The sequence below is a fragment of the Streptococcus oralis genome, from assembly GCF_026782085.1.
Taxonomy (GTDB): Bacteria; Bacillota; Bacilli; order Lactobacillales; family Streptococcaceae; genus Streptococcus; species Streptococcus oralis_DA.
The window spans coordinates 1051059-1074907 of the sequence record NZ_JAKUVW010000004.1 but is presented as its reverse complement, the minus strand read 5'-3'; the positions used below and the strand labels follow the sequence as shown (position 1 = coordinate 1074907).

The following is a 23849-nucleotide window of genomic DNA, read 5'->3' as shown; positions in this document are numbered from 1 at the left end:
ACCAATTTAAGGAGAAAGCACAGCTGATCTGTGTCGTATATACTATGTGTGGAATTGTCGGTGTTGTTGGAAACACAAATGCAACTGATATTTTGATTCAAGGACTTGAAAAGCTTGAATACCGTGGCTATGATTCTGCGGGGATTTTTGTCCTAGGTGGTGCTGAAAATCACTTGGTTAAGGCTGTCGGTCGTATCGCAGAATTGTCTGCCAAGACAGCAGGTGTTGAGGGGACAACTGGTATCGGACATACGCGTTGGGCGACTCACGGAAAACCAACTGAGGACAATGCTCACCCACACCGCTCTGAGACTGGACGTTTTGTCTTGGTGCACAATGGGGTGATTGAAAACTACCTTGAAATCAAGGAAGAATATCTTGCAGGTCACCACTTCAAGGGGCAAACAGATACGGAAATCGCCGTTCACTTGATTGGAAAATTTGCCGAAGAAGATGGTTTGTCAGTTCTTGAAGCCTTCAAAGAAGCCCTTCATATCATCCGTGGTTCTTATGCCTTTGCCTTGATTGACTCTGAAAATCCGGATGTTATCTATGTAGCGAAAAATAAATCTCCACTTCTGATTGGTCTTGGGGAAGGTTATAACATGGTCTGCTCTGATGCTATGGCCATGATTCGTGAGACCAACCAATACATGGAAATTCATGACCAAGAGTTGGTAATCGTCAAGGCTGATAGCGTCGAAGTTCAAGACTATGATGGTAACAGTCGTGAGCGTGCTAGCTATACTGCTGAGCTCGACTTGTCAGATATCGGTAAGGGGACCTATCCTTACTACATGCTCAAGGAAATTGATGAGCAACCAACGGTTATGCGTAAACTCATCCAAGCCTACACAGATGAGGCTGGTCAAGTAGTCGTTGACCCAGCTATCATCAAGGCTATTCAAGATGCAGACCGTATTTACATTCTTGCAGCTGGGACATCTTACCACGCAGGATTTGCTTCTAAAAAAATGCTGGAAGAATTGACAGATACACCTGTTGAACTTGGAATCTCATCTGAGTGGGGCTACGGTATGCCACTTCTCAGCAAGAAACCACTCTTTATCTTTATCAGTCAGTCTGGTGAAACAGCGGATAGCCGTCAGGTTTTGGTCAAGGCTAATGAAATGGGAATCCCAAGCTTGACAGTGACAAACGTCCCAGGTTCAACCCTTTCACGTGAAGCCAATCATACCATGCTTCTTCACGCAGGACCTGAAATTGCCGTGGCATCAACCAAGGCCTACACAGCGCAAATCGCAGCCCTTGCCTTCCTTGCAAAAGCAGTCGGAGAGGCAAACGGCAATGCCAAAGCGCAAGCCTTTGACCTGGTTCATGAGTTGTCAATCGTAGCTCAGTCTATCGAATCAACTCTTTCTGAAAAAGAAACCATTGATGCCAAGGTTCGTGACCTTCTTGAAACCACTCGCAATGCCTTTTACATTGGACGTGGTCAAGACTACTATGTAGCCATGGAAGCGAGCCTCAAACTCAAAGAGATTTCTTACATCCAGTGTGAAGGCTTTGCGGCAGGAGAACTCAAGCATGGAACCATTGCCTTGATTGAAGAAGGAACGCCTGTCTTGGCCCTCTTGTCAGATCCAATCCTTGCTAACCACACTCGTGGAAATATCCAAGAGGTTGCAGCCCGTGGTGCTAAGGTTCTCACTATCGCAGAAGAAAATGTTGCTAAAGAGACAGACGATATCGTCCTTACGACCGTCCACCCTTACCTCTCACCAATCTCAATGGTCGTACCAACGCAATTGGTCGCTTACTTTGCAACACTCCACCGTGGCCTTGATGTGGACAAACCACGTAACCTTGCTAAGTCAGTAACAGTAGAATAAGCTAAGAAAGTCTAGTTCATCTAGACTTTTTCTAATGAGCAAATTTATTGGAAATAAAACTAATTAGTGATAAAATATCCTAAAACTAAAAGAGATAGCGAGGAAACGGGATGGTAGAATTAGGAATTTCAACATTTGGTGAAACAACAGCTCTAGAAGCGACTGGACAGATTTACAGTCATGATGAACGCATTCGTCAGTTGGTGGCAGAGATAGAGCTGGCTGATAAGGTTGGTTTGGATGTGTACGGGATTGGGGAGCATCATCGGGAGGATTTTGCGGTATCGGCGCCAGAGATTGTTCTTGCAGCTGGGGCAGTCAATACCAAGAAGATTCGTTTGACCAGTGCAGTCAGCATTCTCTCGAGTATGGATCCGATTCGCTTGTTCCAACAATATGCTACCATCGATGCCTTGTCAAATGGACGGGCAGAGATTATGGCTGGGCGTGGTTCATTTACCGAGTCTTTCCCACTGTTTGGCTATGACTTGAAAGACTATGAAGCTCTCTTTGATGAGAAATTAGACCTGCTCCAGTTAGTCAATGAAAAGACCAAGATAGACTGGCAAGGTCAATTGACCCAAAGCATTTCTGGAAAAGAAGTCTATCCCCGTCCAGTTCAGGACAAATTGCCATTGTGGGTGGCGACAGGTGGCCATGTCGAATCAACAGTGAAGATTGCTCAGGCGGGGCTGCCGATTGTCTATGCCATTATCGGTGGCAATCCGCGTTATTTTAAAAAGCTGATTCAAGCTTATCGTGAGATTGGGAGCGACGCCGGTCATGCGGATAAAGACCTGAAAGTGGGAGCCCATTCTTGGGGATGGATTGCTGAAGATGGCGAGCAGGCTGTCAAAGATTATTTCCATCCGACCAAGCAAGTGGTGGATGCGATTTCCAAGGACCGTCCACACTGGCAGGAGTTGACCTATGAGCAATATTTGGAGCAAGTTGGGCCAAATGGAGCCATGTTTGTGGGAAATCCTGATCAGGTGGCAGAAAAATTGATTCGCATGATTGAAGATTTAGACTTGGACCGTTTCATGCTCCATCTACCGCTTGGTTCTATGCCACATGATCAAGTTTTGAGAGCTATTGAACTCTTCGGCACACAAGTGGCCCCCAAAGTACGAGCTTACTTTGCCATGAAAGAGAGGATATAAAAAAATTCAATCGGTTGAGTCGATTGGTGAGTAACACCCATGGATTCAGCAACAGGTGGAAGTGGTACAAGCGATAGAGCATACTATCTAGTGGAATATATACTAGTTTATACCAAGTACAAGATAAAATAGTAAAAAAGACGATTTCCGCTTGGAAATCGTCTTTTTTCGCTATTCTCGCAAATACGATATCTTGTGGTTGGTGTAAACTGGTAGATAGCTCTCTTATTTTATTTATCAAAACCTTGTAAGTTTTTTTGGCGCTCTTCAGTTTGACCCTTGGCATCCAATTTATTACCATTGTAAACAGTGCTTTCCCATGATCCGTACATTGGGTTAGGGAAAATGATGAATTTCTCACCAAACTCTTTTTGTAATTCCTCTAATTTTTGGTTGCGCTCAGTTTCAGAGGTCTTTGAAAACTCTGCAAAGTCCACAAGATTGTCTCCTAGTAGCATGACTAAGTTGGTTTTTTCTTGGACTGCTTGTCTACGACCTTCTTTAGATTTGACGCCTTTTTCTAAGAACATGAGATGATCGCGGCTTTGTACAGGAATTCCTTCGTTTTCTAGGTTTTTGATCGTATCATCTACCTGATCTATCGTGCGGTCAGATACATAGTAAATTTGGACACCGTTTTGGTCTGCAAATTGGAGAAAATCTTTAGCACCTGGTACAGCCTTGGCTGCGGCTTTTTTTACCCAGACATCCCAGTTTTCTGGGGTAAATGCTGTTCCATCTTTGACATTTTGCGCTTGATAAGGGCTATTGTCTAATACAGTTTCGTCCAAGTCCAAAACGATAGAGTAGGGTTTATCTGTCTGTGTTTTTAGTAGTTCTTTCAAACGATTAGTAGCGACATTGTAACCTTGTAGATAGAGTGCCTTGGTTTCAGCTGCTTTTTGATACCAAAGAGTTGACATAGTGTTCTCTCTTGAACGCAACTGATCATAGGTCATTGTAACCTGATTGTCAGATGTACTACTTTGTGTTGTCTGTGAATTTGCCGAATTTGTGCCACAGCCAGTCAGTAAAATGACGGAAGTAAGTGTAGAAGCAATTGTAATGGTAACTTTGGATATTTTCATAATCCTATCCTCCTAATAATAGTCTATTAATATTGTAGCGTTTTCATGGGATTTGTGCAAGGAAATATCGAGAGAAAAGAAATTTTTCAGTAGTAATTTGGTATTAGGATAAAATTATGTACTTAATTTGGGAATGAAGATGGATATAAAAAAATCTAATCGGCTTGATAGAAAATCTATATCAACTCCTTTTTGAAAAATAGATGAAAATAAAGAGAATCTTTGAAAGGCTAGTAACATCAAGCTTTTCAGGGATTTTTTTCTTTATAGATATAAAAATTTCCAATCGAGTTGATAGTCAATATATATTGGGAAAAGGGGAAAAGGAGTGGTAAGATGGTTTCAATCCAAATGGAAGGAGAAAGGTATGGCAAGTAAAAGAGAGCTAGTCTTTAGAGCGATTCGAGGCGATGAAGTGGAAAGAGTTCCTGTGGGACTTTGGTTTCATTTTGTAACACTCGAAGAAAAGGGGCAAGGATTAAATAATCCACGTATCTTTCAAAAAAGTGTTGACGGGCATCGCAACTATGTGGAAAGGATTCGCCCTGATTTTGTCAAAATTATGAGCGACGGTTTTTTCCTTTATCCAAGTAATGTCTATAGTCCTAAGATCGCAAGCATTCAGGAGCTGACTTCTATTGAGTCGATTGGTGAGGAACACCCATGGATTCAGCAACAGGTGGAAGTGGTACAAGCGATTCGAGAGACCTTTACCGAAGAGATTGCTTCTTTCTACAATATCTTTTCGCCTATCTCCTACCTCAAGCGTTGGTTCCGTACAGAAACTTCTCGAGGAGATAGGGAAGTAGCTGATCTATTGCTTGAAAATCCTGAGCAATTCAGAGCGATTCTAGATGTGATTGCAGGAGATATTGCTATCCTAACTCAGAAAATCATCCAGCAAGGTGAAGTTGACGGGATTTACCTCAGCACCCAGGAAATTCAAGATGAGCGCATCACACCAGCACTTTACCAAACCTATATCGAACCGAGCAATATAGCGATTTTGGAGGCAGCTAATCAGGTGGGTGGGACCAATATCCTTCATATCTGTGGTTTTGAAGGTGCGAGCAATGATGTGACGATATTTAAGGACTATCCGGCTCAAGTGGTCAACTGGGCGACCCACCATGAGGATGTTAGTTTGACACAGGGGCAAGAGTTGTTTCCAGGCAAGGCCGTTTTAGGTGGATTTGAAAATGGCAAGAAAAGCTTGCTTTATCAAGGTTCCAAGGCGGAATTGCAAAATGAAACAAGGCGGTTGCTGGCTGAAGCTGGTAGTAAAGGCGTTCTTCTGGGAGCTGACTGTACTGTTCCAGATGACTTTGACTTAGAGAGGTTGGACTGGATTCGGCAGGCAGCTGTTCTCTAAAAGGAGGAGCTATGAAAAGTAAAAGATGGGGCATCTTCATTGCAGTTGTCGGTTTGCTGGCCTTGGTTGCCATAAGCGTCGTAAAAAATGGGCACTGCAAAAATGGAGAGAGATGTCGTGGAGTTCAGGATTTTTCCAAGTCCAGTCTTCCCTTTCTACGCTCGAATGATATCGCAAGCAGTTTATTAGTTGAAAAAGTAAGAAATGGAGAATAAGAATGTCAGAAAAAAAAGAATGGGTTTTAAAAGCATTTAGAGGTGAAAAGGTTGATCGTGTGCCAGTTGGCTTTTGGCACCATTTCACATCCGAAGACGAATGGCTACAAGGTTTCTCAAATCCAGTCATTATCGAGAAGAATATCGAGGGCCATAAGCGCTTTATCCGAGAAGTTCAGCCGGACTTTATCAAACTCATGAGTGATGGCTACTTTGCTTATCCAAATCCAGCGATTGCCAAAGGAAAATCACTTCAAGAATTGGCAACCATTCAACCACTCGGACCAGAGCACGCTTGGATAAAAGAGCAAGTGGACTTGGTTAAGAAAATCAAGCAAGAGTTTACAGAAGATATCGTTGCGATTTACAATATTTTTGCTCCTGTGACCTATCTCAAGTGGCTACTGGGGGAAGTGTCTGGTGGGGATGACCTCATTGCTGATTTTTTGGTGGAAGATCCTAAAGCTCTTAAGAAGGTGTTGGATGTGATTGCAGAGGATATTGCGAGTCTCAGTCGAGCTATCATCGAAGAGGCTGGTGCAGATGGAATCTACCTCAGCGTGCAGAGTATCCAAAATCAACGAGTGTCGGCAGCAGATTATCAAGCCGTCATTGCACCTAGCGAGATAACAGTTCTGGAAGCAGCTAGTGCGGTTGGTGGTGTCACGGTTCTTCATATCTGTGGCTACGAGGGAGCGCGAAATGATATTCACCTTTTTGCAGACTATCCAGCCCAAGTCTTTAACTGGGCTGTAGGACCAGAGGGAATCACTCTCAAGGAAGGTCGTGAGATTTTCAAGGGACGTACGGTTCTTGGAGGATTCGAAAATGGCAAGACAGGCTTACTGTATACTGGTAGCAAGGATGCCATTCAGGCTGAGGCAAAGAAACTAGTTGCAGAAGCTGGGGAACAGGGCTTGGTACTTGGGGCAGATTGTACCATTCCAAGTGATATCACAGTTGAACGTATCCAGTGGGTGAGAGAAGCGCTTGAAAACTAAAGGAGAAAAAGATGAGTAAAAAAGCATGGATTATCGGTGGTGTAGCAGTTGTTGCAGTAATTGGGGCGACGATTATCGGGAGAAGTTTAGCTGGTGCTCCAGCCAAGGATGGAGAAACGGCTTCGTCTGCTGAAGTTATAACCTTGAAGGTTGCCCATACACAAAACTATGTACCTTATGACTTTGTCAATGAAAAAGGGGAATCAGATGGTTATGAAGTAGCTGTTTTGAAGGCTGTTGATGAGAAGTTGGCAAACTATCAATTTGAATATACGGGTACCAGTGATGACGACCTCTTGATTGGTCTGGAATCAGGCAAGTATGATATCGGAACCAAGGGAGCTTGGTACACAGACGAACGAGCTAAAAAGTTTGTCATTCCATCTGAACCAGTGGGAGCGAGCATCATCGGATTTACTGTCAGAAAAGAAGATGAACAGAAATACAAAACCATTGATGACTTTGCTAAGAATAAAGGGAAATTGGTTCCCATCTCTCCACAGAATGCTCAATGGAATGTCATCACCAGCTACAATGAAAAACATCAGGATGCACCGATTGAGCTAACAGCAGCTGAATCCTTTAAAGTGGCAGATGCCTATGCCTGGGTCTTAGAAGGACGTTATGACGCCTTCTTTGATATCAAACTGTCCTTTGAAAAAGCAGTTACCGCAGAAGATGGCCCTTACCACCAATATGCGGATAAACTCAGCTGGTTCCCATACAAGGGTATTCCAACTTATCCCTTGATTCACCGTGATGAAAAGGGTGAGAAATTCGCTAAAGAATACGAAAAAGCAATCAAAGAGTTGAAAGAAGATGGTACGCTTGCTAAGCTATCTCAGCAATACTTTAAAGAAGATGTCTTTAGTTATGTAGACAAAGACTAGGCCAGAAATTCCAAGACTAGAAAGGGTTTTGCATGGTTTCTTATGATTTTTCCAAGGTCTTTCAGTTTTTGCCGACCTTATGGCAGGCACTTCCTATGACCTTGTTCATTCTCTTTTTTACCACTCTTCTTGGGTCCCTTTTTGGAGGTCTCTTGGCCTGGGCACAAGTAGGAGAAGACAAGAGTTTTGCAGCGATTTCCAAAGGCTATATCTTTACCCTACGTTGTACACCGCCGATTGTCTTGCTTTTTCTAGTCTTTTATGGCTTGCCAGAATTTCTGAAATGGTGGCTTGGTTTGGATATCAACAACTGGTCTAAAACTATTTTTGTTCTCTTGACGATGATTCTCTTGTTTGCGGCTATTGTTGCCGAGGTTTTCAAGGCGGCCTATCAAGCTATTCCAAAGGGGCAGACAGAGGCCGGGCTTAGTATTGGTTTGACTCCAAGTCAGACTTTTTGGAGAATCATTTTTCCCCAAGCTTTTCAAGTTGCTCTTCCCAATATAACGACCGCTATACTCAATCTCATGCGAGATGCTGCCTTGGCTTATACGATTGGTTTTGTTGATGTTATGGGGGCAGGCAATCTCTTGATTAGTCGCAATTTAGGGAACTACTCTCTGGAAACCTATACGGCAGTTGCGCTTCTTTACTGGGGGATTGCCTTGGTTATTTCTAGCTTGAGTCGTTTGCTTGAGAAGTCTTTGGAAACAAAAGGGAGGTAAGAAATGGATATAGACTATATTGTAAAGACCTTTCTGGAGACCTTGAAGGGTGTGCCAATCACCTTGATTATCATGATTGTGGCTATGGTCTTAAGCTTTTTACCAGCTCTATTTTTAGCCTTAGGGCAGATCTATAAGGTTCGAGGGGTGAGGAGTTTTTCTCTGGTCTATCTGGCTTTTATCCGAGCGACTCCACCGATTTTATTGATTCTCTTCTTTTATAGTTTGTTTCCAAGTTTGCTGAATCAATTTCTCAAAAGCATAGGAAGTGACTTTGATATTTTCAAGCTTGATCCTCTCTACTATGCTTTTATCATTTATAGTTTGATGACAGTCGGGAGTTTGTCGGAGATTTTGCGTTCAGCTATCTTGACGGTGGACAAGGGACAACTAGAGGCGGCGCATGCGATTGGGCTGACTACGACTCAGGCTTATCTAAGGATTGTTTTTCCACAAGCCTTGCGCTCAGCCTTGCCTAACTTGGCCAATCTGGTGATCAATATCGTCAAAGGGACCTCCCTGGTCTTTGTTATGACTATCAAGGACATCACCGCTATTGCTCGTGTAGAAGCGTCCTACGGTTACCAGTATTTTGAGTCTTATTTTGTGATCTTTTTGCAGTATATTTTGATCTGTGGTTTGATTCAGTGGGGCTTCTCCCTACTGGAAAAAGGCTATGTGAAAAAAGAAAAAAGTGCAAAAGCATCTAGCGCGCGTTTCGTATAGGAGGACAGGATGTTACAAGTAGAACATATCGCAAAAACATTTGGTGAGAGGCAGGTCTTGGAGGATGTCAATCTTCAGGTTAACCAAGGGGATGTCGTCGTTATTTTAGGACCATCAGGTTCGGGGAAAACGACCTTTCTCCGTTGTCTTAATCACTTAGAAAAAGCTGACAGTGGCCGTTTGACCTTGGCAGGAAAGACCTATGACTTATCCAAATTGAGCAAGAAAGACATTCTAGAAATTCGCCAAAAAACAGCCTTTGTTTTCCAACACTACAATCTCTTTGCAAACAAAACTGCTCTGGAAAATATTCTAGAAGGCCTAATCGTGGCTCGTAAAGTTCCCAAGGAAGAAGCGCTCAAACGTGCAGAATCTGCCTTGGAAAAAGTTGGTTTACTGGCCTACAAAGACTACTACCCTTCACAACTATCTGGAGGGCAACAACAACGAATAGGAATTGCGCGTGCTATTGCCGTCAAACCCGAGGTCATTTTGCTAGATGAACCAACATCAGCACTAGACCCTGAGTTGGTTGGAGATGTTTTGGATGTTCTGAAACAGTTGGCGGGAGAAGGTGTGACCATGGTGGTCGTCACGCATGAGATGGGATTTGCTAGAGATGTCGCCAACCACGTTATTTTCATGGATGGAGGCCGTATCGTAGAGGAGAACAATCCCCACGATTTCTTTAGTCGTCCACAAGAAGAACGAACCAAGCAGTTCCTGGCTCGTATCTTATCAGACGCTAGCTATAGTGTAGAATATATGATTTGATAGCTAAGTGTATCATAAAAACAACACCCCATGACTAGAAGATTCTTCTAATCATAGGGTGTTTTTCTATAGGAGGGCTAGGTTATACTCTTCGAAAATCTCTTTAAACCTCGTCAGCTTCGCCTTATCTACAACCTCAAACCAGTGTTTTGAGCAGCCTGCGGCTAGCTTCCTAGTTTACCCTTTGATTTTCATTGAGTGTTATTTCTTTTTCTTGTTCTTTATCAACCATCCAAGTCCGAGAAGGGCAAGGATGCTGAATCCAGCAAGGGCAAGGAGGGATTTGCTCTCAGTTCCTGTGTTTGGAAGGAGGTTCTGAGAGTGAGCCTCTGCAGCAGTTTCTTGAGTTTCAGGATTGGCTGCTAGGTTTTGAGCTTGACCTTGTTCTGGTTCGACTTCCAAGCTAGAAAGGTCAAATTCTGGTTTTTCTTCCACAGCTGGAGCGACAATGGCACCACCTTGAGACAAGCGGAGAACGACAGCAGTGAGAGCGTTCAATTTCAAGCCTTTTTCAGTCCATTCGAGACCTTGAGGGTTAGCAATTCCTACTGGTCCTGCTTGGTTTTCATCTGCGAGAACTTCGGCCTTTCTCAAGTGAGCAAAGGCAGTTCCTAGAGTAAATTCACGAGCCTTATCATCCGCATTGACAAAGACAGCGTAGATATCTCCATTTGGAGCGGTGATTTGGTAGCCGATGGTCACATCTTCTTTTTCAACGCCATTTTGTCCTGGAACAGTAATGAGGTGGACGCGCTCTTTGATGTCTTGCAGACTCTTGAGTCGGAAGGCATCTGTCGATTGACGAAGGGCGATCAATCCTTTCATGTAGTCACGACTCTTGACATTTTCAGGATATGCTTTGCCATCTGTAGCCTTGGTCCAGTCAAACTTGTTGACAGCATCACTAGAGTCATAAGAGTCATGGATAAAGTAAGGATAGACAAATGGCTTGCCGTCTTTGTCACGTAACAAGTGAGACTTGTTTGGAACCTTATCTTCAGGAACAGGAGTCTTATAGGCTGGATCAAGGAATTGTTTGGTACGTCCGTATTCCTGACCAGAGTGGATAAAGGGAGTTCCTTGAGCAGTCAAGACCATGAGGTTTCCAAGTCGCAAACGGCGATGGATTTCAGCATAGTTCTCAGCCTTGCTTGGGTCTTTTTTGATAGACTGGGCAATGATGTCAAAGAGGGTCAAGTTATCATGGGCTGCGATATACTGGATAACATCTCCAGGGTTGTCTGCTTCAAAGTTAGTTGGTTGAGCAATCAGATTTTTAAAGATGGTATTGATATCGCGTTTTCCACCTGTGATAAAGGCAGGTTGACCTTCGTTTGGATAGCCAGACTTGAGGTTGTTACGGATGTCGTCTGAAAAGACAGCGACAGTATCTGTTTTCTTCATCCAATCTTGGTCAGCAGGTTGTACAGGCGTATTTTCATCACCAGTATAGGTTCTCCAGCCTTCACCTAGCATGATAAGATTTGGATTGAGGGCGCGTGCAGCTTTGTACGCTTCTTCGATAGAAGCCGCATCGTGGTCACCCATCATATCAAAGCGGAAACCATCTACTTTGTAAGTTTCAACTAGATACTTGATAGAGTCTACTAAGACACGCTTAGACATGTAGTGGGTTGTTCCCAAACGACCGCCTCCAAAGCTAGTACGAGGAGTTCCGTCTGCGTCCATAAAGTGGTAGTAGTTTGGCTCTAAGTCTTCAAAGATGTCGAGATTGGCAGTATGGTTGTAGACCACATCCAAGATAGCCCCCATGCCACGTTTATGGATTTCGTTGATGAGGTTTTTGAATTCTGCAATTCGTTTTTCTGGATCCTTAGGATCGCTTGAGTACATACCAGTCAAGGAGAAGTAGTTTTGAGGGTCATATCCCCAGTTGTAGTTGCTGTTGCTTGAAGCGTAGGCAGACAAACGTTCATGGTTTTTCAATTCATTGACAAAGTAGTAAGACAAGACTGGAAGGAGCTGGATGTGGGTCACACCCAAGTCTTTGAGATAGTCCAGTTTTTCGATAAAGGCTTCAAAGGTACCAAATGGCTTGGTCAAGTCTTTTGCGATCGCAGGATCCGAAGTGAAGTCACGTACATGAGCTTCATAGATAACGGCATCTTCACGTGATTTGAAGTTACGAATCTTTCCATAGGTCAAGTCTCGCGGACCTAACTTCGCTGGATCGACAAAGGCAGCTTTAGCGACCTTATGAGCGGCATCTGTTTTTGCTAGGTCACTGTTCCAAGCCGCTAATGATTTGGCATAAGGGTCAAGAACGAGGACAGTTTTACCTTGGCGCTCGATCTGGTAGTGGTAGTAATAGCCAGTGTAGTTGCTGATACCGAGACCAGAGTTTGCATCCAGAGTTTGTTTCCAGGTTCCTTTTTCTCCTTTTTCAAGGGCAACAGTTCCGACTACTTTTTCAGGATCTTTCTTGTCATATACGACAACGGAAACCTTATCAGCGCTTGGAGACCAGAGGGTGAGGTCAACAAGCTTGCCATCTTCTTTTAGAGTTGCGCCGAGTGGACCATCGTAACTGTAGGACTCATCCTTGAGGCGCCAGCTTGAACGTGTGGTAAAGCGGTCTGAATCGTAGCTGACTGTGTAAGGGTGTTGGGTGTCAGAGAAGTCTCCGATGTAGGTCACTTTTTTACCTGCTTCATCAACCTTGATATCAGTAATGGTTACTTTGTTCCCTTGATGATCAGTGATATTAGAGCGTTTAAGGATATCGTCTTTCTTAGCTCCAACAAGGGTAGAAAAACTGCTTTCGATACGAGACTTGGCCACATGTTGGGCACCAGTCATGCGGATATCGTGCACATAGTAGGGATTAGTGTAGATGGTTTCGTCATCATCCTTGAGGAAAATCTGACTGTGATTTTTTAGATCTGTGAATTTATAATCTTCTTTTCTGATTTTCACATCATCGCCTTTCTTGCTTTCGTCTAGTAATAAAAATCCAAATTCTCTTGCAGCTTCATTGAGTGGGATATCAATGTAACGGCCATATTTTCCAGTTGCAGTAAAGTCTGTCCCGTCAGGCCATTCTCCGCTACTAGGATTCTTGACATCACCCCAATACCAGAGTGATTTCTTGTCATAGTTTCCGTCAGTACGGTAGTAGTTGACACGGACTGTTCCCACTGGCTGAGGACGGTAGTTGTATACCTTGTAGTTTTCATCTAGCCAGGCCTCGTTCATTTTTGGAGAGAGGCGCTCTACAGAACGATCCCCTGTCAGGTTATCCCCCTTGGTATTGTTGATAAGGAAGCTGACTTTCTTGGCTTGCTCATTTTTGAGTTTGACATCGAGATAATAGCCGTAGTCATCTTTCTTGGCATCCTTGAAGGACTTGGCTCCATTGGGCCAGTTTTCAGAAGGTTTTTCAACATCGTCCCAAGTCCAAAGACCTTGAGAATCTTTATTTTCTTCAGGGAGTTTCTTTACATGGATGCGGAAGTGGTTGTCTGCGATGGGCTCTTCAGAAGATGTGTCAGCTTGTGGTTTTTGGCCTGAAGTTTGCGTCGAAGTGTTGGCGTCTACTTTCTCTTCCTTGCTGTTAGCCTGGTTTGTGCTAGCGTCTTCTGTTTTAGGTGTTTCTGGCGCTGTAGTAGTTTCCACAGCTGGAGCTTCTTTTTTAGGTGTTTCAGATGCTAGAACAGCGTCAGTTGCTGGGGCGTCCTTTTTAGTGTCAAGGGAAGCGTTTGCATTCTTTTGTTTAGAAATAGGCGTTTCCTTTTGAGTTTGACTCGTTTCAGTCTCAGTAGGGGCCTTGGTCACAGCGCTGGTATTTTCCTGAGCTTGGGGGAGGTTTTCGTTAGCCGAAATGGTTGGCATTGCAGCAGAAAGTAGGACAATGCTGGCACCGATAAGGACAGAGCCTGTTCCATTTTTCAAGGAACGAATACCGTAAACCATTTTCTTCTCAGTTTGAGATGGGATCTTTTTCATCACAATTCTCCTTGTGTAGTTATTCCTTATCAGTATAGCATGAGGTAAACATTTATGCAAGCGTTTTCCTGATTTTAAGAGAAAATACAATGTTTCATTCTCTTGAAATTTTAAAATAATATATAGGAAAAGATTGTTTAAAAAATAGTAAAAAAATCTTGAAAAATCTTGGCTAATAAGGTATAATAAGAGTAATCATTTGTCGTAGGTTTTGTCTGAAATATTGTCCAGACAAGGCTCACAGCAGTTAAATCTTCTGAAAAAGTCAGATTTAGCTGCTCTTTTTGTGCTTTTTTTCAGGTTTTTGAGTGCTTGTAACAAAGATTTAAAGATTCTGAAAATTCATCAAAGGGACACGGTGATAGGGGTTTTTAAAACCATATGACGATTAGAAAAGCCTGATTGATAAGGCTTGGAATTTATTTACAAAGGAGAATCATCTTGGCAGGACATGACGTTCAATACGGGAAACATCGTACCCGTCGTAGTTTTTCAAGAATCAAAGAAGTTCTTGACTTACCAAATTTGATTGAAATTCAAACGGATTCATTCAAAGATTTCCTAGACCACGGACTTAAGGAAGTTTTTGAAGATGTATTGCCAATTTCAAACTTCACAGAAACTATGGAGTTGGAGTTTGTTGGCTATGAGATCAAGGAACCCAAATACACGCTCGAAGAAGCTCGTATCCACGATGCTAGCTACTCAGCACCTATTTTTGTAACCTTCCGCTTGATCAATAAAGAAACAGGCGAAATCAAGACCCAAGAAGTCTTCTTTGGGGATTTCCCAATCATGACAGAGATGGGAACATTCATCATCAACGGTGGTGAACGTATCATCGTATCTCAGTTGGTCCGTTCTCCGGGTGTTTATTTTAACGACAAGGTAGACAAAAACGGTAAAGTTGGCTACGGTTCAACTGTTATCCCTAACCGTGGAGCTTGGTTGGAACTGGAAAGTGACTCTAAAGACATCGCCTACACTCGTATTGACCGTACCCGTAAAATTCCGTTTACGACCTTGGTTCGTGCGCTTGGTTTCTCAGGTGATGATGAAATCTTTGATATCTTTGGGGACAGCGAATTGGTTCGCAATACTGTTGAAAAAGATATCCACAAGAATCCAATGGACTCTCGTACAGACGAAGCCTTGAAAGAAATCTACGAACGCCTTCGTCCAGGTGAGCCTAAGACCGCTGAAAGCTCACGTAGTTTACTTGTGGCACGTTTCTTCGACCCACGTCGCTACGATTTGGCAGCCGTTGGTCGTTACAAGATCAATAAAAAACTCAACATCAAAACACGCTTGCTCAACCAAACCATCGCTGAGCCATTGGTAGATCCTGAAACGGGTGAAATCTTGGTAGAAGCTGGTACCGTTATGACTCGTAGCGTGATTGAAAGTATCGAGAGTCACTTGGATGGCGACTTGAACAAAATCGTTTATATTCCAAACGATGCAGCTGTTCTGACAGAACCAGTTGTGCTTCAAAAATTCAAGGTTGTTGCCCCAACGGATCCAGACCGTGTTGTAACCATCATCGGAAATGCTAACCCTGACGACAAGGTTCGTGTTGTAACTCCTGCGGATATCCTTGCAGAGATGAGCTACTTCCTTAACTTGGCAGAAGGTATCGGACGTGTGGATGATATCGACCACCTTGGGAACCGTCGTATCCGTGCAGTTGGTGAATTGCTTGCCAACCAAGTACGTCTTGGACTTTCTCGTATGGAACGTAATGTCCGTGAACGTATGTCTGTTCAAGACAATGAAGTTTTAACACCACAACAAATCATCAATATCCGTCCTGTAACAGCTGCGGTTAAAGAATTCTTTGGTTCATCACAGTTGTCACAGTTCATGGACCAACACAACCCGCTTTCTGAGTTGTCTCACAAACGCCGTTTGTCAGCCTTGGGGCCTGGTGGTTTGACTCGTGACCGTGCTGGATATGAAGTCCGTGACGTGCACTACACTCACTATGGTCGTATGTGTCCAATCGAGACACCTGAAGGACCTAACATCGGTTTGATCAATAACTTGTCATCTTACGGACACTTGAATAAGTATGGATTTGTTCAAACACCATACCGTAAGGTTGACCGTGAAACAGGTGTTGTGACCAATGAAATCGTTTGGTTGACAGCCGATGAAGAAGATGAATTTACTGTAGCGCAGGCTAACTCTCGTCTTAACGAGGACGGTACTTTTGCTGAGAAAGTTGTCATGGGACGTCACCAAGGGGTCAACCAAGAATATCCAGCAGAAGTGGTTGACTACATGGACGTGTCACCAAAACAGGTAGTTGCCGTTGCGACTGCATGTATTCCTTTCTTGGAAAACGATGACTCCAACCGTGCCCTCATGGGTGCCAACATGCAACGTCAGGCTGTGCCTTTGATTGATCCAAAAGCACCTTACGTTGGTACTGGTATGGAATACCAAGCAGCTCATGACTCTGGTGCAGCAGTCATTGCTCAGTATGGTGGTAAAGTTACTTACGCAGATGCTGACAAGGTAGAAGTACGCCGTGAAGATGGTTCATTGGACGTTTACCACATCCAAAAATTCCGTCGTTCAAACTCAGGTACTGCATACAACCAACGCACGCTTGTTAAAGTTGGCGATGTCGTTGAAAAAGGCGACTTTATCGCTGACGGACCTTCTATGGAAAAAGGGGAAATGGCGCTTGGACAAAACCCAATCGTTGCCTACATGACATGGGAAGGTTATAACTTCGAGGATGCCGTTATCATGAGCGAACGCTTGGTCAAAGACGATGTCTACACATCTGTCCACCTCGAAGAATATGAATCAGAAACACGCGATACAAAGCTTGGGCCTGAAGAAATTACTCGTGAAATTCCAAACGTTGGTGAAGATGCTCTTAAAGACCTTGACGAAATGGGCATTATCCGTATCGGTGCTGAGGTTAAAGAAGGAGATATCCTTGTAGGTAAAGTCACACCTAAGGGTGAAAAAGACCTTTCTGCTGAAGAACGTCTCTTGCACGCTATCTTCGGAGACAAGTCTCGTGAAGTACGTGATACCTCGCTTCGTGTACCTCATGGTGCCGATGGTGTCGTTCGTGATGTTAAGATCTTTACACGTGCAAATGGTGATGAGTTGCAATCTGGTGTTAACATGCTGGTTCGCGTCTACATCGCTCAAAAACGTAAAATCAAGGTTGGAGATAAGATGGCCGGACGTCACGGAAACAAAGGGGTTGTCTCTCGTATCGTTCCTGTAGAAGACATGCCTTACCTTCCAGACGGAACTCCAGTCGATATCATGTTGAACCCACTTGGGGTACCATCACGTATGAATATCGGTCAGGTTATGGAACTCCACCTTGGTATGGCAGCCCGTACTCTTGGTATCCACATCGCAACACCAGTCTTTGACGGAGCAAGTTCTGAAGACCTTTGGGACACTGTTAAAGAAGCAGGTATGGATAGCGATGCTAAGACAATCCTTTACGACGGACGTACAGGTGAGCCGTTTGACAACCGTGTATCAGTTGGTGTCATGTACATGATCAAACTCCACCACATGGTTGATGATAAATTGCACGCGCGTTCAGTCGGACCATACTCAACCGTTACCCAACAACCACTTGGAGGTAAAGCTCAGTTTGGTGGACAACGCTTTGGTGAGATGGAAGTTTGGGCTCTTGAAGCCTACGGTGCGTCAAATGTTCTCCAAGAAATCTTGACTTACAAGTCTGACGATATCAACGGACGTTTGAAAGCTTATGAAGCTATTACAAAAGGAAAACCAATTCCAAAACCAGGTGTTCCAGAATCCTTCCGAGTTCTTGTCAAAGAATTGCAATCTCTTGGTCTTGACATGCGTGTCCTTGACGAAGATGACCAAGAAGTGGAACTTCGCGACTTGGATGAAGGAATGGACGAAGATGTCATCCACGTAGATGACCTTGAAAAAGCCCGCGAAAAAGCAGCCCAAGAGGCTAAAGCAGCCTTTGAAGCTGAAGAAGCTGAGAAAGCAACAAAAGCGGAAGCAACAGAAGAAGCTGCTGAACAAGAATAAGCAGTTCACTTAGAATAGAAAGGGAAGAAATAGTGGTTGATGTAAATCGTTTTAAAAGTATGCAAATCACCCTAGCTTCTCCAAGCAAAGTCCGTTCATGGTCTTATGGAGAAGTCAAAAAACCTGAAACAATCAATTACCGTACGTTGAAACCAGAACGTGAAGGACTCTTTGACGAAGTCATCTTTGGTCCTACAAAGGACTGGGAATGTGCTTGTGGTAAGTACAAACGCATTCGCTACAGAGGAATTGTTTGTGACCGCTGTGGGGTTGAAGTAACGCGTACGAAAGTTCGTCGTGAGCGTATGGGGCACATCGAGTTGAAAGCTCCTGTATCTCACATCTGGTATTTCAAGGGGATTCCAAGCCGTATGGGCTTGACCCTTGATATGAGCCCTCGTGCCCTCGAGGAAGTTATCTACTTTGCGGCTTACGTGGTAATTGATCCTAAGGATACACCGCTTGAGCACAAGTCTATCATGACAGAGCGCGAATACCGTGAGCGCTTGCGTGAGTATGGCTATGGATCATTCGTTGCCAAAATGGGTGCCGAAGCCATCCAAGACCTTTTGAAACAAGTAGATCTTGAAAAAGAAATTGCTGAACTCAAAGAAGAGTTGAAAACAGCTACTGGACAAAAACGTGTCAAAGCCATCCGCCGTTTGGATGTTTTGGATGCCTTTTACAAGTCTGGAAATAAACCTGAATGGATGATTCTCAACATCCTTCCGGTTATTCCACCAGATCTTCGTCCAATGTTGCAGTTGGATGGTGGCCGTTTTGCCTCATCTGACTTGAACGACCTTTACCGCCGTGTTATCAACCGTAACAACCGCTTGGCTCGTTTGCTTGAGTTGAATGCACCAGGTATCATCGTTCAAAATGAGAAGCGTATGCTTCAAGAAGCGGTTGACGCTTTGATTGATAATGGCCGTCGTGGCCGTCCAATCACAGGACCAGGTAGCCGTCCACTGAAATCATTGAGCCACATGCTTAAAGGGAAACAAGGGCGCTTCCGTCAAAACTTGCTCGGTAAACGTGTTGACTTCTCAGGACGTTCCGTTATCGCCGTTGGTCCAACTCTTAAGATGTACCAATGTGGTGTGCCACGTGAAATGGCGATTGAGCTCTTTAAACCATTCGTCATGCGTGAAATCGTTGCTCGTGACATCGTGCAGAACGTCAAAGCGGCTAAACGCTTGGTGGAACGTGGAGACGAACGCATCTGGGATATCCTTGAAGAAGTAATCAAAGAACACCCAGTTCTTTTGAACCGCGCACCGACCCTTCACCGTTTGGGTATCCAAGCCTTCGAGCCAGTCTTGATTGATGGTAAGGCCCTTCGCTTGCACCCGCTTGTCTGTGAAGCCTACAATGCCGACTTTGACGGGGACCAAATGGCCATCCACGTACCGCTTTCAGAAGAAGCTCAAGCAGAAGCTCGTATCTTGATGTTGGCTGCTGAGCATATCTTGAATCCGAAAGACGGTAAACCAGTTGTTACTCCGTCTCAGGACATGGTTTTGGGTAACTACTACTTGACCATGGAAGAAGCTGGTCGTGAAGGTGAAGGAATGGTCTTCAAAGACCGTGATGAAGCTGTTATGGCTTACCGTAATGGTTATGTTCACCTCCACTCACGTGTTGGTATCGCGACAGATAGCCTCAACAAACCTTGGACTGAAGAACAAAAACACAAGGTCTTGCTGACAACAGTTGGTAAAATCCTCTTCAACGACATCATGCCAGAGGGTCTGCCTTACTTGCAAGAACCAACAAATGCCAACTTAACAGAAGGTGTTCCAGCTAAGTACTTCTTGCCACTAGGTGGAGATATCAAGGAAGCAATCAGTAATCTTGAACTCAACCCTCCATTCAAGAAGAAAAATCTTGGGAATATCATCGCTGAAATCTTCAAACGTTTCCGTACGACAGAAACTTCTGCCCTACTTGACCGCATGAAGAACCTCGGTTACCACCACTCAACTCTTGCAGGTTTGACAGTGGGTATTGCCGATATCCCAGTTGTTGAAGACAAGGCTGAAATCATCGAAGAATCACACAAACGTGTAGAACAAATCACCAAACAATTCCGTCGTGGTATGATCACAGACGACGAGCGCTACAACGCTGTTACAGCTGAATGGCGTGCAGCCCGTGAAAAATTGGAGAAACGTTTGGTTGCCAACCAAGATCCTAAGAACCCAATCGTTATGATGATGGACTCTGGAGCCCGTGGTAACATCTCAAACTTCTCACAGCTTGCCGGTATGCGTGGTCTGATGGCCGCTCCGAATGGACGTATCATGGAATTGCCAATCCTTTCAAACTTCCGCGAAGGTTTGTCAGTACTCGAAATGTTCTTCTCAACTCACGGTGCCCGTAAAGGTATGACCGATACGGCCCTTAAGACAGCCGACTCAGGTTACTTGACTCGTCGTTTGGTTGACGTTGCCCAAGATGTGATCATCCGTGAGGACGACTGTGGAACAGACCGTGGTCTCTTGATTCGTTCTATCGCAGAAGGAAAAGAGATGATCGAGTCTCTCGAAGAACGCCTCAACGGTCGTTACACTAAGAAAACTGTTAAACATCCAGAAACTGGTGCAGTGATCATCGGTCCAAATGAGTTGATTACAGAAGACAAGGCGCGTGAAATTGTCAATGCTGGTGTGGAAGAAGTTACTATCCGCTCTGTATTTACATGTAACACCCGTCATGGTGTCTGTCGTCACTGTTACGGTATCAACTTGGCGACAGGTGATGCGGTTGAAGTTGGTGAAGCAGTTGGTACAATCGCTGCCCAATCTATCGGGGAACCTGGTACACAGCTTACAATGCGTACCTTCCACACGGGTGGGGTTGCCTCAAATACCGATATCACTCAGGGTCTTCCTCGTGTCCAAGAAATCTTTGAAGCCCGCAATCCGAAAGGGGAAGCGGTCATCACAGAGGTCAAAGGACAAGTTACAGCTATCGAAGAAGACGCGTCAACTCGTACCAAGAAAGTCTTTGTTAAGGGTGAAACTGGCGAAGGTGAGTACGTGGTTCCATTTACAGCACGTATGCGTGTCGAAGTTGGAGACCAAGTCTCTCGCGGTGCAGCATTGACAGAAGGTTCTATCCAACCAAAACGTCTCCTTGCTGTTCGTGATGTCTTGTCAGTTGAAACCTACCTCCTCGGTGAAGTACAAAAAGTTTACCGTAGCCAAGGGGTAGAAATCGGTGACAAACACATCGAGGTAATGGTTCGTCAAATGATCCGTAAAGTTCGTGTCATGGATCCAGGTGACACAGACCTTCTTATGGGTACCCTCATGGATATCAACGACTTTACAGATGCTAACAAGGATGTTCTTATCGCAGGTGGAGTTCCAGCGACTGGTCGCCCAGTTCTTATGGGAATCACCAAAGCCTCACTTGAAACAAATAGTTTCTTGTCAGCGGCTTCCTTCCAGGAAACAACTCGTGTCCTTACAGATGCAGCCATCCGTGGTAAGAAAGATCATCTCCTTGGACTCAAGGAAAATGTTATCATCGGTAAGATCATCCCAGCTGGTACTGGTATGGCTCGCTACCGTAACCTTGAACCACAAGCTATCAATGAAGCAGAATATCTGGCTCCAGAACAAGAAGAGGCAGAACTTGCTCCTGTAGAGGAAGTTGTGGAAATCCAAGTTGAAGAAACAGTAGAATAAAAGCAAACAAGAGAACCTTTGGGTTCTCTTGTTTTATTTCAGAAAATTTTCCCACTTTTTCATAAAGTATGGTAGAATAGAAGAACTAAAATGCCAAGGAGGTGTCCATATGGAACAAACATTCTTTATCATTAAGCCAGATGGTGTGAAAAGAGGGTTGGTTGGCGAAATTCTGCAAAGAATGGAACAACGAGGTTTCAAACTCGAAAAATTAGAGTTACGTTCAGCGGTTTCAGAAGTTTTGATTGACCAACACTATCAAGACTTGGTTGAAAAAAGTTTTTATCCTCCTATCCGTCAGTTTATGACCTCAGGACCGGTAGTGGTGGGCATTCTATCAGGTCCGAAAGTGATTGAAACTTGGCGTAGTATGATGGGAGCTACTCGTCCAGAAGAAGCCTTGCCTGGAACTATCCGAGGAGATTTTGCTAAAGCAGCAGGAGACAATCAAGCTATTCAAAATGTAGTTCATGGCTCCGATTCGGAAGCTTCTGCAAAACGTGAAATTGCTCTCTGGTTTAAGGATTAGACTGGTAAAAGAACAGTTCTGTTCACAACAGAGCTGTTTTTTGGTCAGTTGAGCACAAAAAAAGGACATTTGAGGCGGAAACTATCATTTCAAACTCCTCACAAGGTATAATCCCATATAGGGAGGGAAAAGAAATGGTAAAATCAATTCGCCTATTGTTGTTGATTGCAGTCATCCAGATTAGTTTTAGTAGTTGTCTATTATGGAAAGAATCCTTTTTATCTTTAAAACAGACCAATGCTTATTTTTTGATTTTGATAGTAGGAATTTCTGTTTTGTGCGCTGGGATAAATTATTTCCATACAGCAGACCAGTCTAGACATAGTATTTTACATGTTCAAAAGAAAGTGAGTCTTGTTTATTGCCTCCTTTTAGTAGTCAATCTTTTGGCAACCTGTCTGGTTCTCTCAGAAAGCATCCAAACCACTAGCAAATTGCAGCAGGAATTGGTTGACCTCTTTTTACCCTCCTTCTTTTTCTTGCTAGGAGTAGATCTATTGATTTTCTTACCTTTTGATAAAATTTTTCGAGATATAGAAAATTACCTAAATAAAAAGAAAACAGTCGTCATTTCCGTTCTAGCTACGATGGTTTTCTTGAGGAATCCCTTAGTGATTTCCTCAATTCTCATTTATATCAGTGTTGGTTTTCTATGCGCACGTTTCCTTTTTCCAAAATGTATTCAAAGGGAAATCTCCTTTTATGGACACCTGATTCGGGATATCCTGTTTGTTTTTTCAATAGTTGTATTCTTTTAAATGGAGGAGAATTTTTCAAAATTGTTATAGTAAGTTCATAAAGAAAATTCACACAAAAGAAAACTTTTTGGTATAATAGTAGCATGCACACAAAAAATGAAGAAGAGCTTCTAGCTCTCGGAGAAAGATTAGGTCATTTGCTTCAAAAAGACGATGTTCTGATCTTGACTGGAGAGTTGGGTGCGGGTAAAACAACCTTTACAAAAGGCCTTGCCAAGGGCTTGGATATCCGTCAGATGATTAAAAGTCCAACCTATACCATTGTCAGAGAGTACGAAGGGCGTTTGCCACTTTACCACTTGGATGTCTATCGTATCGAAGGTGATGCTGATTCTATTGACTTGGATGAGTTTCTCTTTGGTGGTGGTGTGACTGTTATTGAGTGGGGGCATCTTTTGGGTGAAGATTTACCAGATTCTTACTTGGAATTGGAAATCTTGAAAGAAGCTGAGGGTCGTTGTCTTCATTTTACGGCTCATGGCTCTCGGGCTGAACAACTCATCAAGGAGCTTCAAGATGGAGTATGAGTTGTGTATTCGTGAGGCAGAGATTTCAGATGCTACAGCCTTAATTGCATTTTTAGATTGTGTCGGTCAAGAGACGGATTTTACCAGCTTGGATGAAAATGGTATCATGATGACAGCTTCTGAAATGGCTCTTTTTATCGAAAAACAAGCTGGATCAGAGAATCAAATTACTCTCCTCGCCTTACTGAATGATGAGATTGCAGGAGTCTTAAATATCACAGCGGACCAACATTTAAGAGTTCGACATATCGGCGATGTTTTTCTAGCAGTTCGCAGGAAATTCTGGAACCAAGGCTTGGCGACTATACTTCTAGAAGAAGGCATTGAGTGGGCGAAAGTCAGTGGCGTCCTGCGCCGTTTGCAACTCAGTGTACAAAAACGAAACGAGGCTGCGATCCACCTCTACTCAAAAATGGGATTTATCACAGAAGGCTTACAAGAAAGAGGAGCCTATTTAGCAGAAGGGATATTTTTAGATGTTTGTCTTATGGGCAAGCTGATAAATAAATAA

General features: G+C 43.7%; 17 protein-coding genes. 15 read left to right on the top strand and 2 right to left on the bottom strand.

What is annotated here, in order from left to right:
* The first annotated feature begins 44 nt into the window (after nucleotides 1-44).
* Together glmS and MK395_RS07265 are read left to right on the top strand one after the other, a co-directional pair.
* A complete protein-coding gene (gene glmS, locus MK395_RS07270) occupies nucleotides 45-1853 on the top strand; it encodes a glutamine--fructose-6-phosphate transaminase (isomerizing) (protein ID WP_268711583.1) in 1809 nt (602 codons plus the stop codon).
* Between the two features lie 110 nt (nucleotides 1854-1963).
* A complete protein-coding gene (locus MK395_RS07265) occupies nucleotides 1964-3016 on the top strand; it encodes an LLM class flavin-dependent oxidoreductase (RefSeq protein WP_268711582.1) in 1053 nt (350 codons plus the stop codon).
* 230 nt (nucleotides 3017-3246) lie between these two features.
* On the opposite strand, the gene MK395_RS07260 is transcribed toward MK395_RS07265, so the two are convergent.
* Nucleotides 3247-4104 (bottom strand): 5'-nucleotidase, lipoprotein e(P4) family, encoded by an 858-nt coding sequence (locus MK395_RS07260; RefSeq protein ID WP_247923958.1) that lies wholly within the window; start codon nucleotides 4102-4104, stop codon nucleotides 3247-3249.
* 367 nt (nucleotides 4105-4471) lie between these two features.
* On the opposite strand from MK395_RS07260, the gene MK395_RS07255 reads away from it, so the two are divergent.
* Genes MK395_RS07255 through MK395_RS07225 form a run of 7 tightly spaced genes read left to right on the top strand, consistent with a single transcriptional unit; the run spans nucleotide 4472 to nucleotide 9807 of the window.
* Nucleotides 4472-5476 (top strand): uroporphyrinogen decarboxylase family protein, encoded by a 1005-nt coding sequence (locus MK395_RS07255; protein WP_268711581.1) that lies wholly within the window; start codon nucleotides 4472-4474, stop codon nucleotides 5474-5476.
* Nucleotides 5477-5487: 11 nt separating this feature from the next.
* Nucleotides 5488-5691: a hypothetical protein gene (locus MK395_RS07250; protein WP_000837737.1), complete on the top strand. Its 204-nt coding sequence runs from the start codon at nucleotides 5488-5490 to the stop codon at nucleotides 5689-5691.
* Between the two features lie 2 nt (nucleotides 5692-5693).
* A complete protein-coding gene (locus MK395_RS07245; protein WP_268711580.1) occupies nucleotides 5694-6692 on the top strand; it encodes a uroporphyrinogen decarboxylase family protein in 999 nt (332 codons plus the stop codon).
* Between the two features lie 11 nt (nucleotides 6693-6703).
* Nucleotides 6704-7582, top strand: a complete 879-nt coding sequence (locus MK395_RS07240; protein WP_049505425.1) for a transporter substrate-binding domain-containing protein — start codon at nucleotides 6704-6706, stop codon at nucleotides 7580-7582.
* A 32-nt stretch (nucleotides 7583-7614) separates the two neighbouring features.
* Nucleotides 7615-8307: an amino acid ABC transporter permease gene (locus MK395_RS07235; protein ID WP_070656875.1), complete on the top strand. Its 693-nt coding sequence runs from the start codon at nucleotides 7615-7617 to the stop codon at nucleotides 8305-8307.
* A gap of 3 nt (nucleotides 8308-8310) precedes the next feature.
* Nucleotides 8311-9033: an amino acid ABC transporter permease gene (locus tag MK395_RS07230; protein WP_000350563.1), complete on the top strand. Its 723-nt coding sequence runs from the start codon at nucleotides 8311-8313 to the stop codon at nucleotides 9031-9033.
* A 9-nt stretch (nucleotides 9034-9042) separates the two neighbouring features.
* Nucleotides 9043-9807 carry an amino acid ABC transporter ATP-binding protein gene (locus MK395_RS07225; protein WP_000942256.1) on the top strand — a complete coding sequence of 255 codons (765 nt, stop codon included), beginning with the start codon at nucleotides 9043-9045 and terminating at the stop codon, nucleotides 9805-9807.
* 201 nt (nucleotides 9808-10008) lie between these two features.
* Here the strand turns inward: MK395_RS07225 and MK395_RS07220 are convergent, their stop codons facing one another.
* Nucleotides 10009-13773, bottom strand: a complete 3765-nt coding sequence (locus MK395_RS07220; protein ID WP_268711579.1) for a pullulanase — start codon at nucleotides 13771-13773, stop codon at nucleotides 10009-10011.
* 441 nt (nucleotides 13774-14214) lie between these two features.
* Between MK395_RS07220 and rpoB the strand changes: the two genes are divergently transcribed.
* The 6 genes from rpoB (at nucleotide 14215) to MK395_RS07190 (ending at nucleotide 23849) form a co-directional block, all read left to right on the top strand.
* Nucleotides 14215-17826, top strand: a complete 3612-nt coding sequence (gene rpoB / locus MK395_RS07215) for a DNA-directed RNA polymerase subunit beta (RefSeq protein WP_247940552.1) — start codon at nucleotides 14215-14217, stop codon at nucleotides 17824-17826.
* A 32-nt stretch (nucleotides 17827-17858) separates the two neighbouring features.
* Nucleotides 17859-21524 carry a DNA-directed RNA polymerase subunit beta' gene (rpoC, locus tag MK395_RS07210; RefSeq protein ID WP_000228753.1) on the top strand — a complete coding sequence of 1222 codons (3666 nt, stop codon included), beginning with the start codon at nucleotides 17859-17861 and terminating at the stop codon, nucleotides 21522-21524.
* Nucleotides 21525-21633: 109 nt separating this feature from the next.
* Complete coding sequence (ndk, locus tag MK395_RS07205) at nucleotides 21634-22053, top strand: nucleoside-diphosphate kinase (protein ID WP_000438281.1); 420 nt, start codon at nucleotides 21634-21636, stop codon at nucleotides 22051-22053.
* Nucleotides 22054-22187: 134 nt separating this feature from the next.
* Nucleotides 22188-22811, top strand: coding sequence for a hypothetical protein (locus MK395_RS07200; protein ID WP_000240910.1), 624 nt, complete (start codon nucleotides 22188-22190; stop codon nucleotides 22809-22811).
* Nucleotides 22812-22894: 83 nt separating this feature from the next.
* Nucleotides 22895-23338, top strand: a complete 444-nt coding sequence (tsaE, locus tag MK395_RS07195) for a tRNA (adenosine(37)-N6)-threonylcarbamoyltransferase complex ATPase subunit type 1 TsaE (protein WP_000556959.1) — start codon at nucleotides 22895-22897, stop codon at nucleotides 23336-23338.
* Nucleotides 23328-23849, top strand: a complete 522-nt coding sequence (locus MK395_RS07190) for a GNAT family N-acetyltransferase (RefSeq protein ID WP_042902936.1) — start codon at nucleotides 23328-23330, stop codon at nucleotides 23847-23849. The genes tsaE and MK395_RS07190 overlap by 11 nt, the downstream gene beginning before the upstream one ends.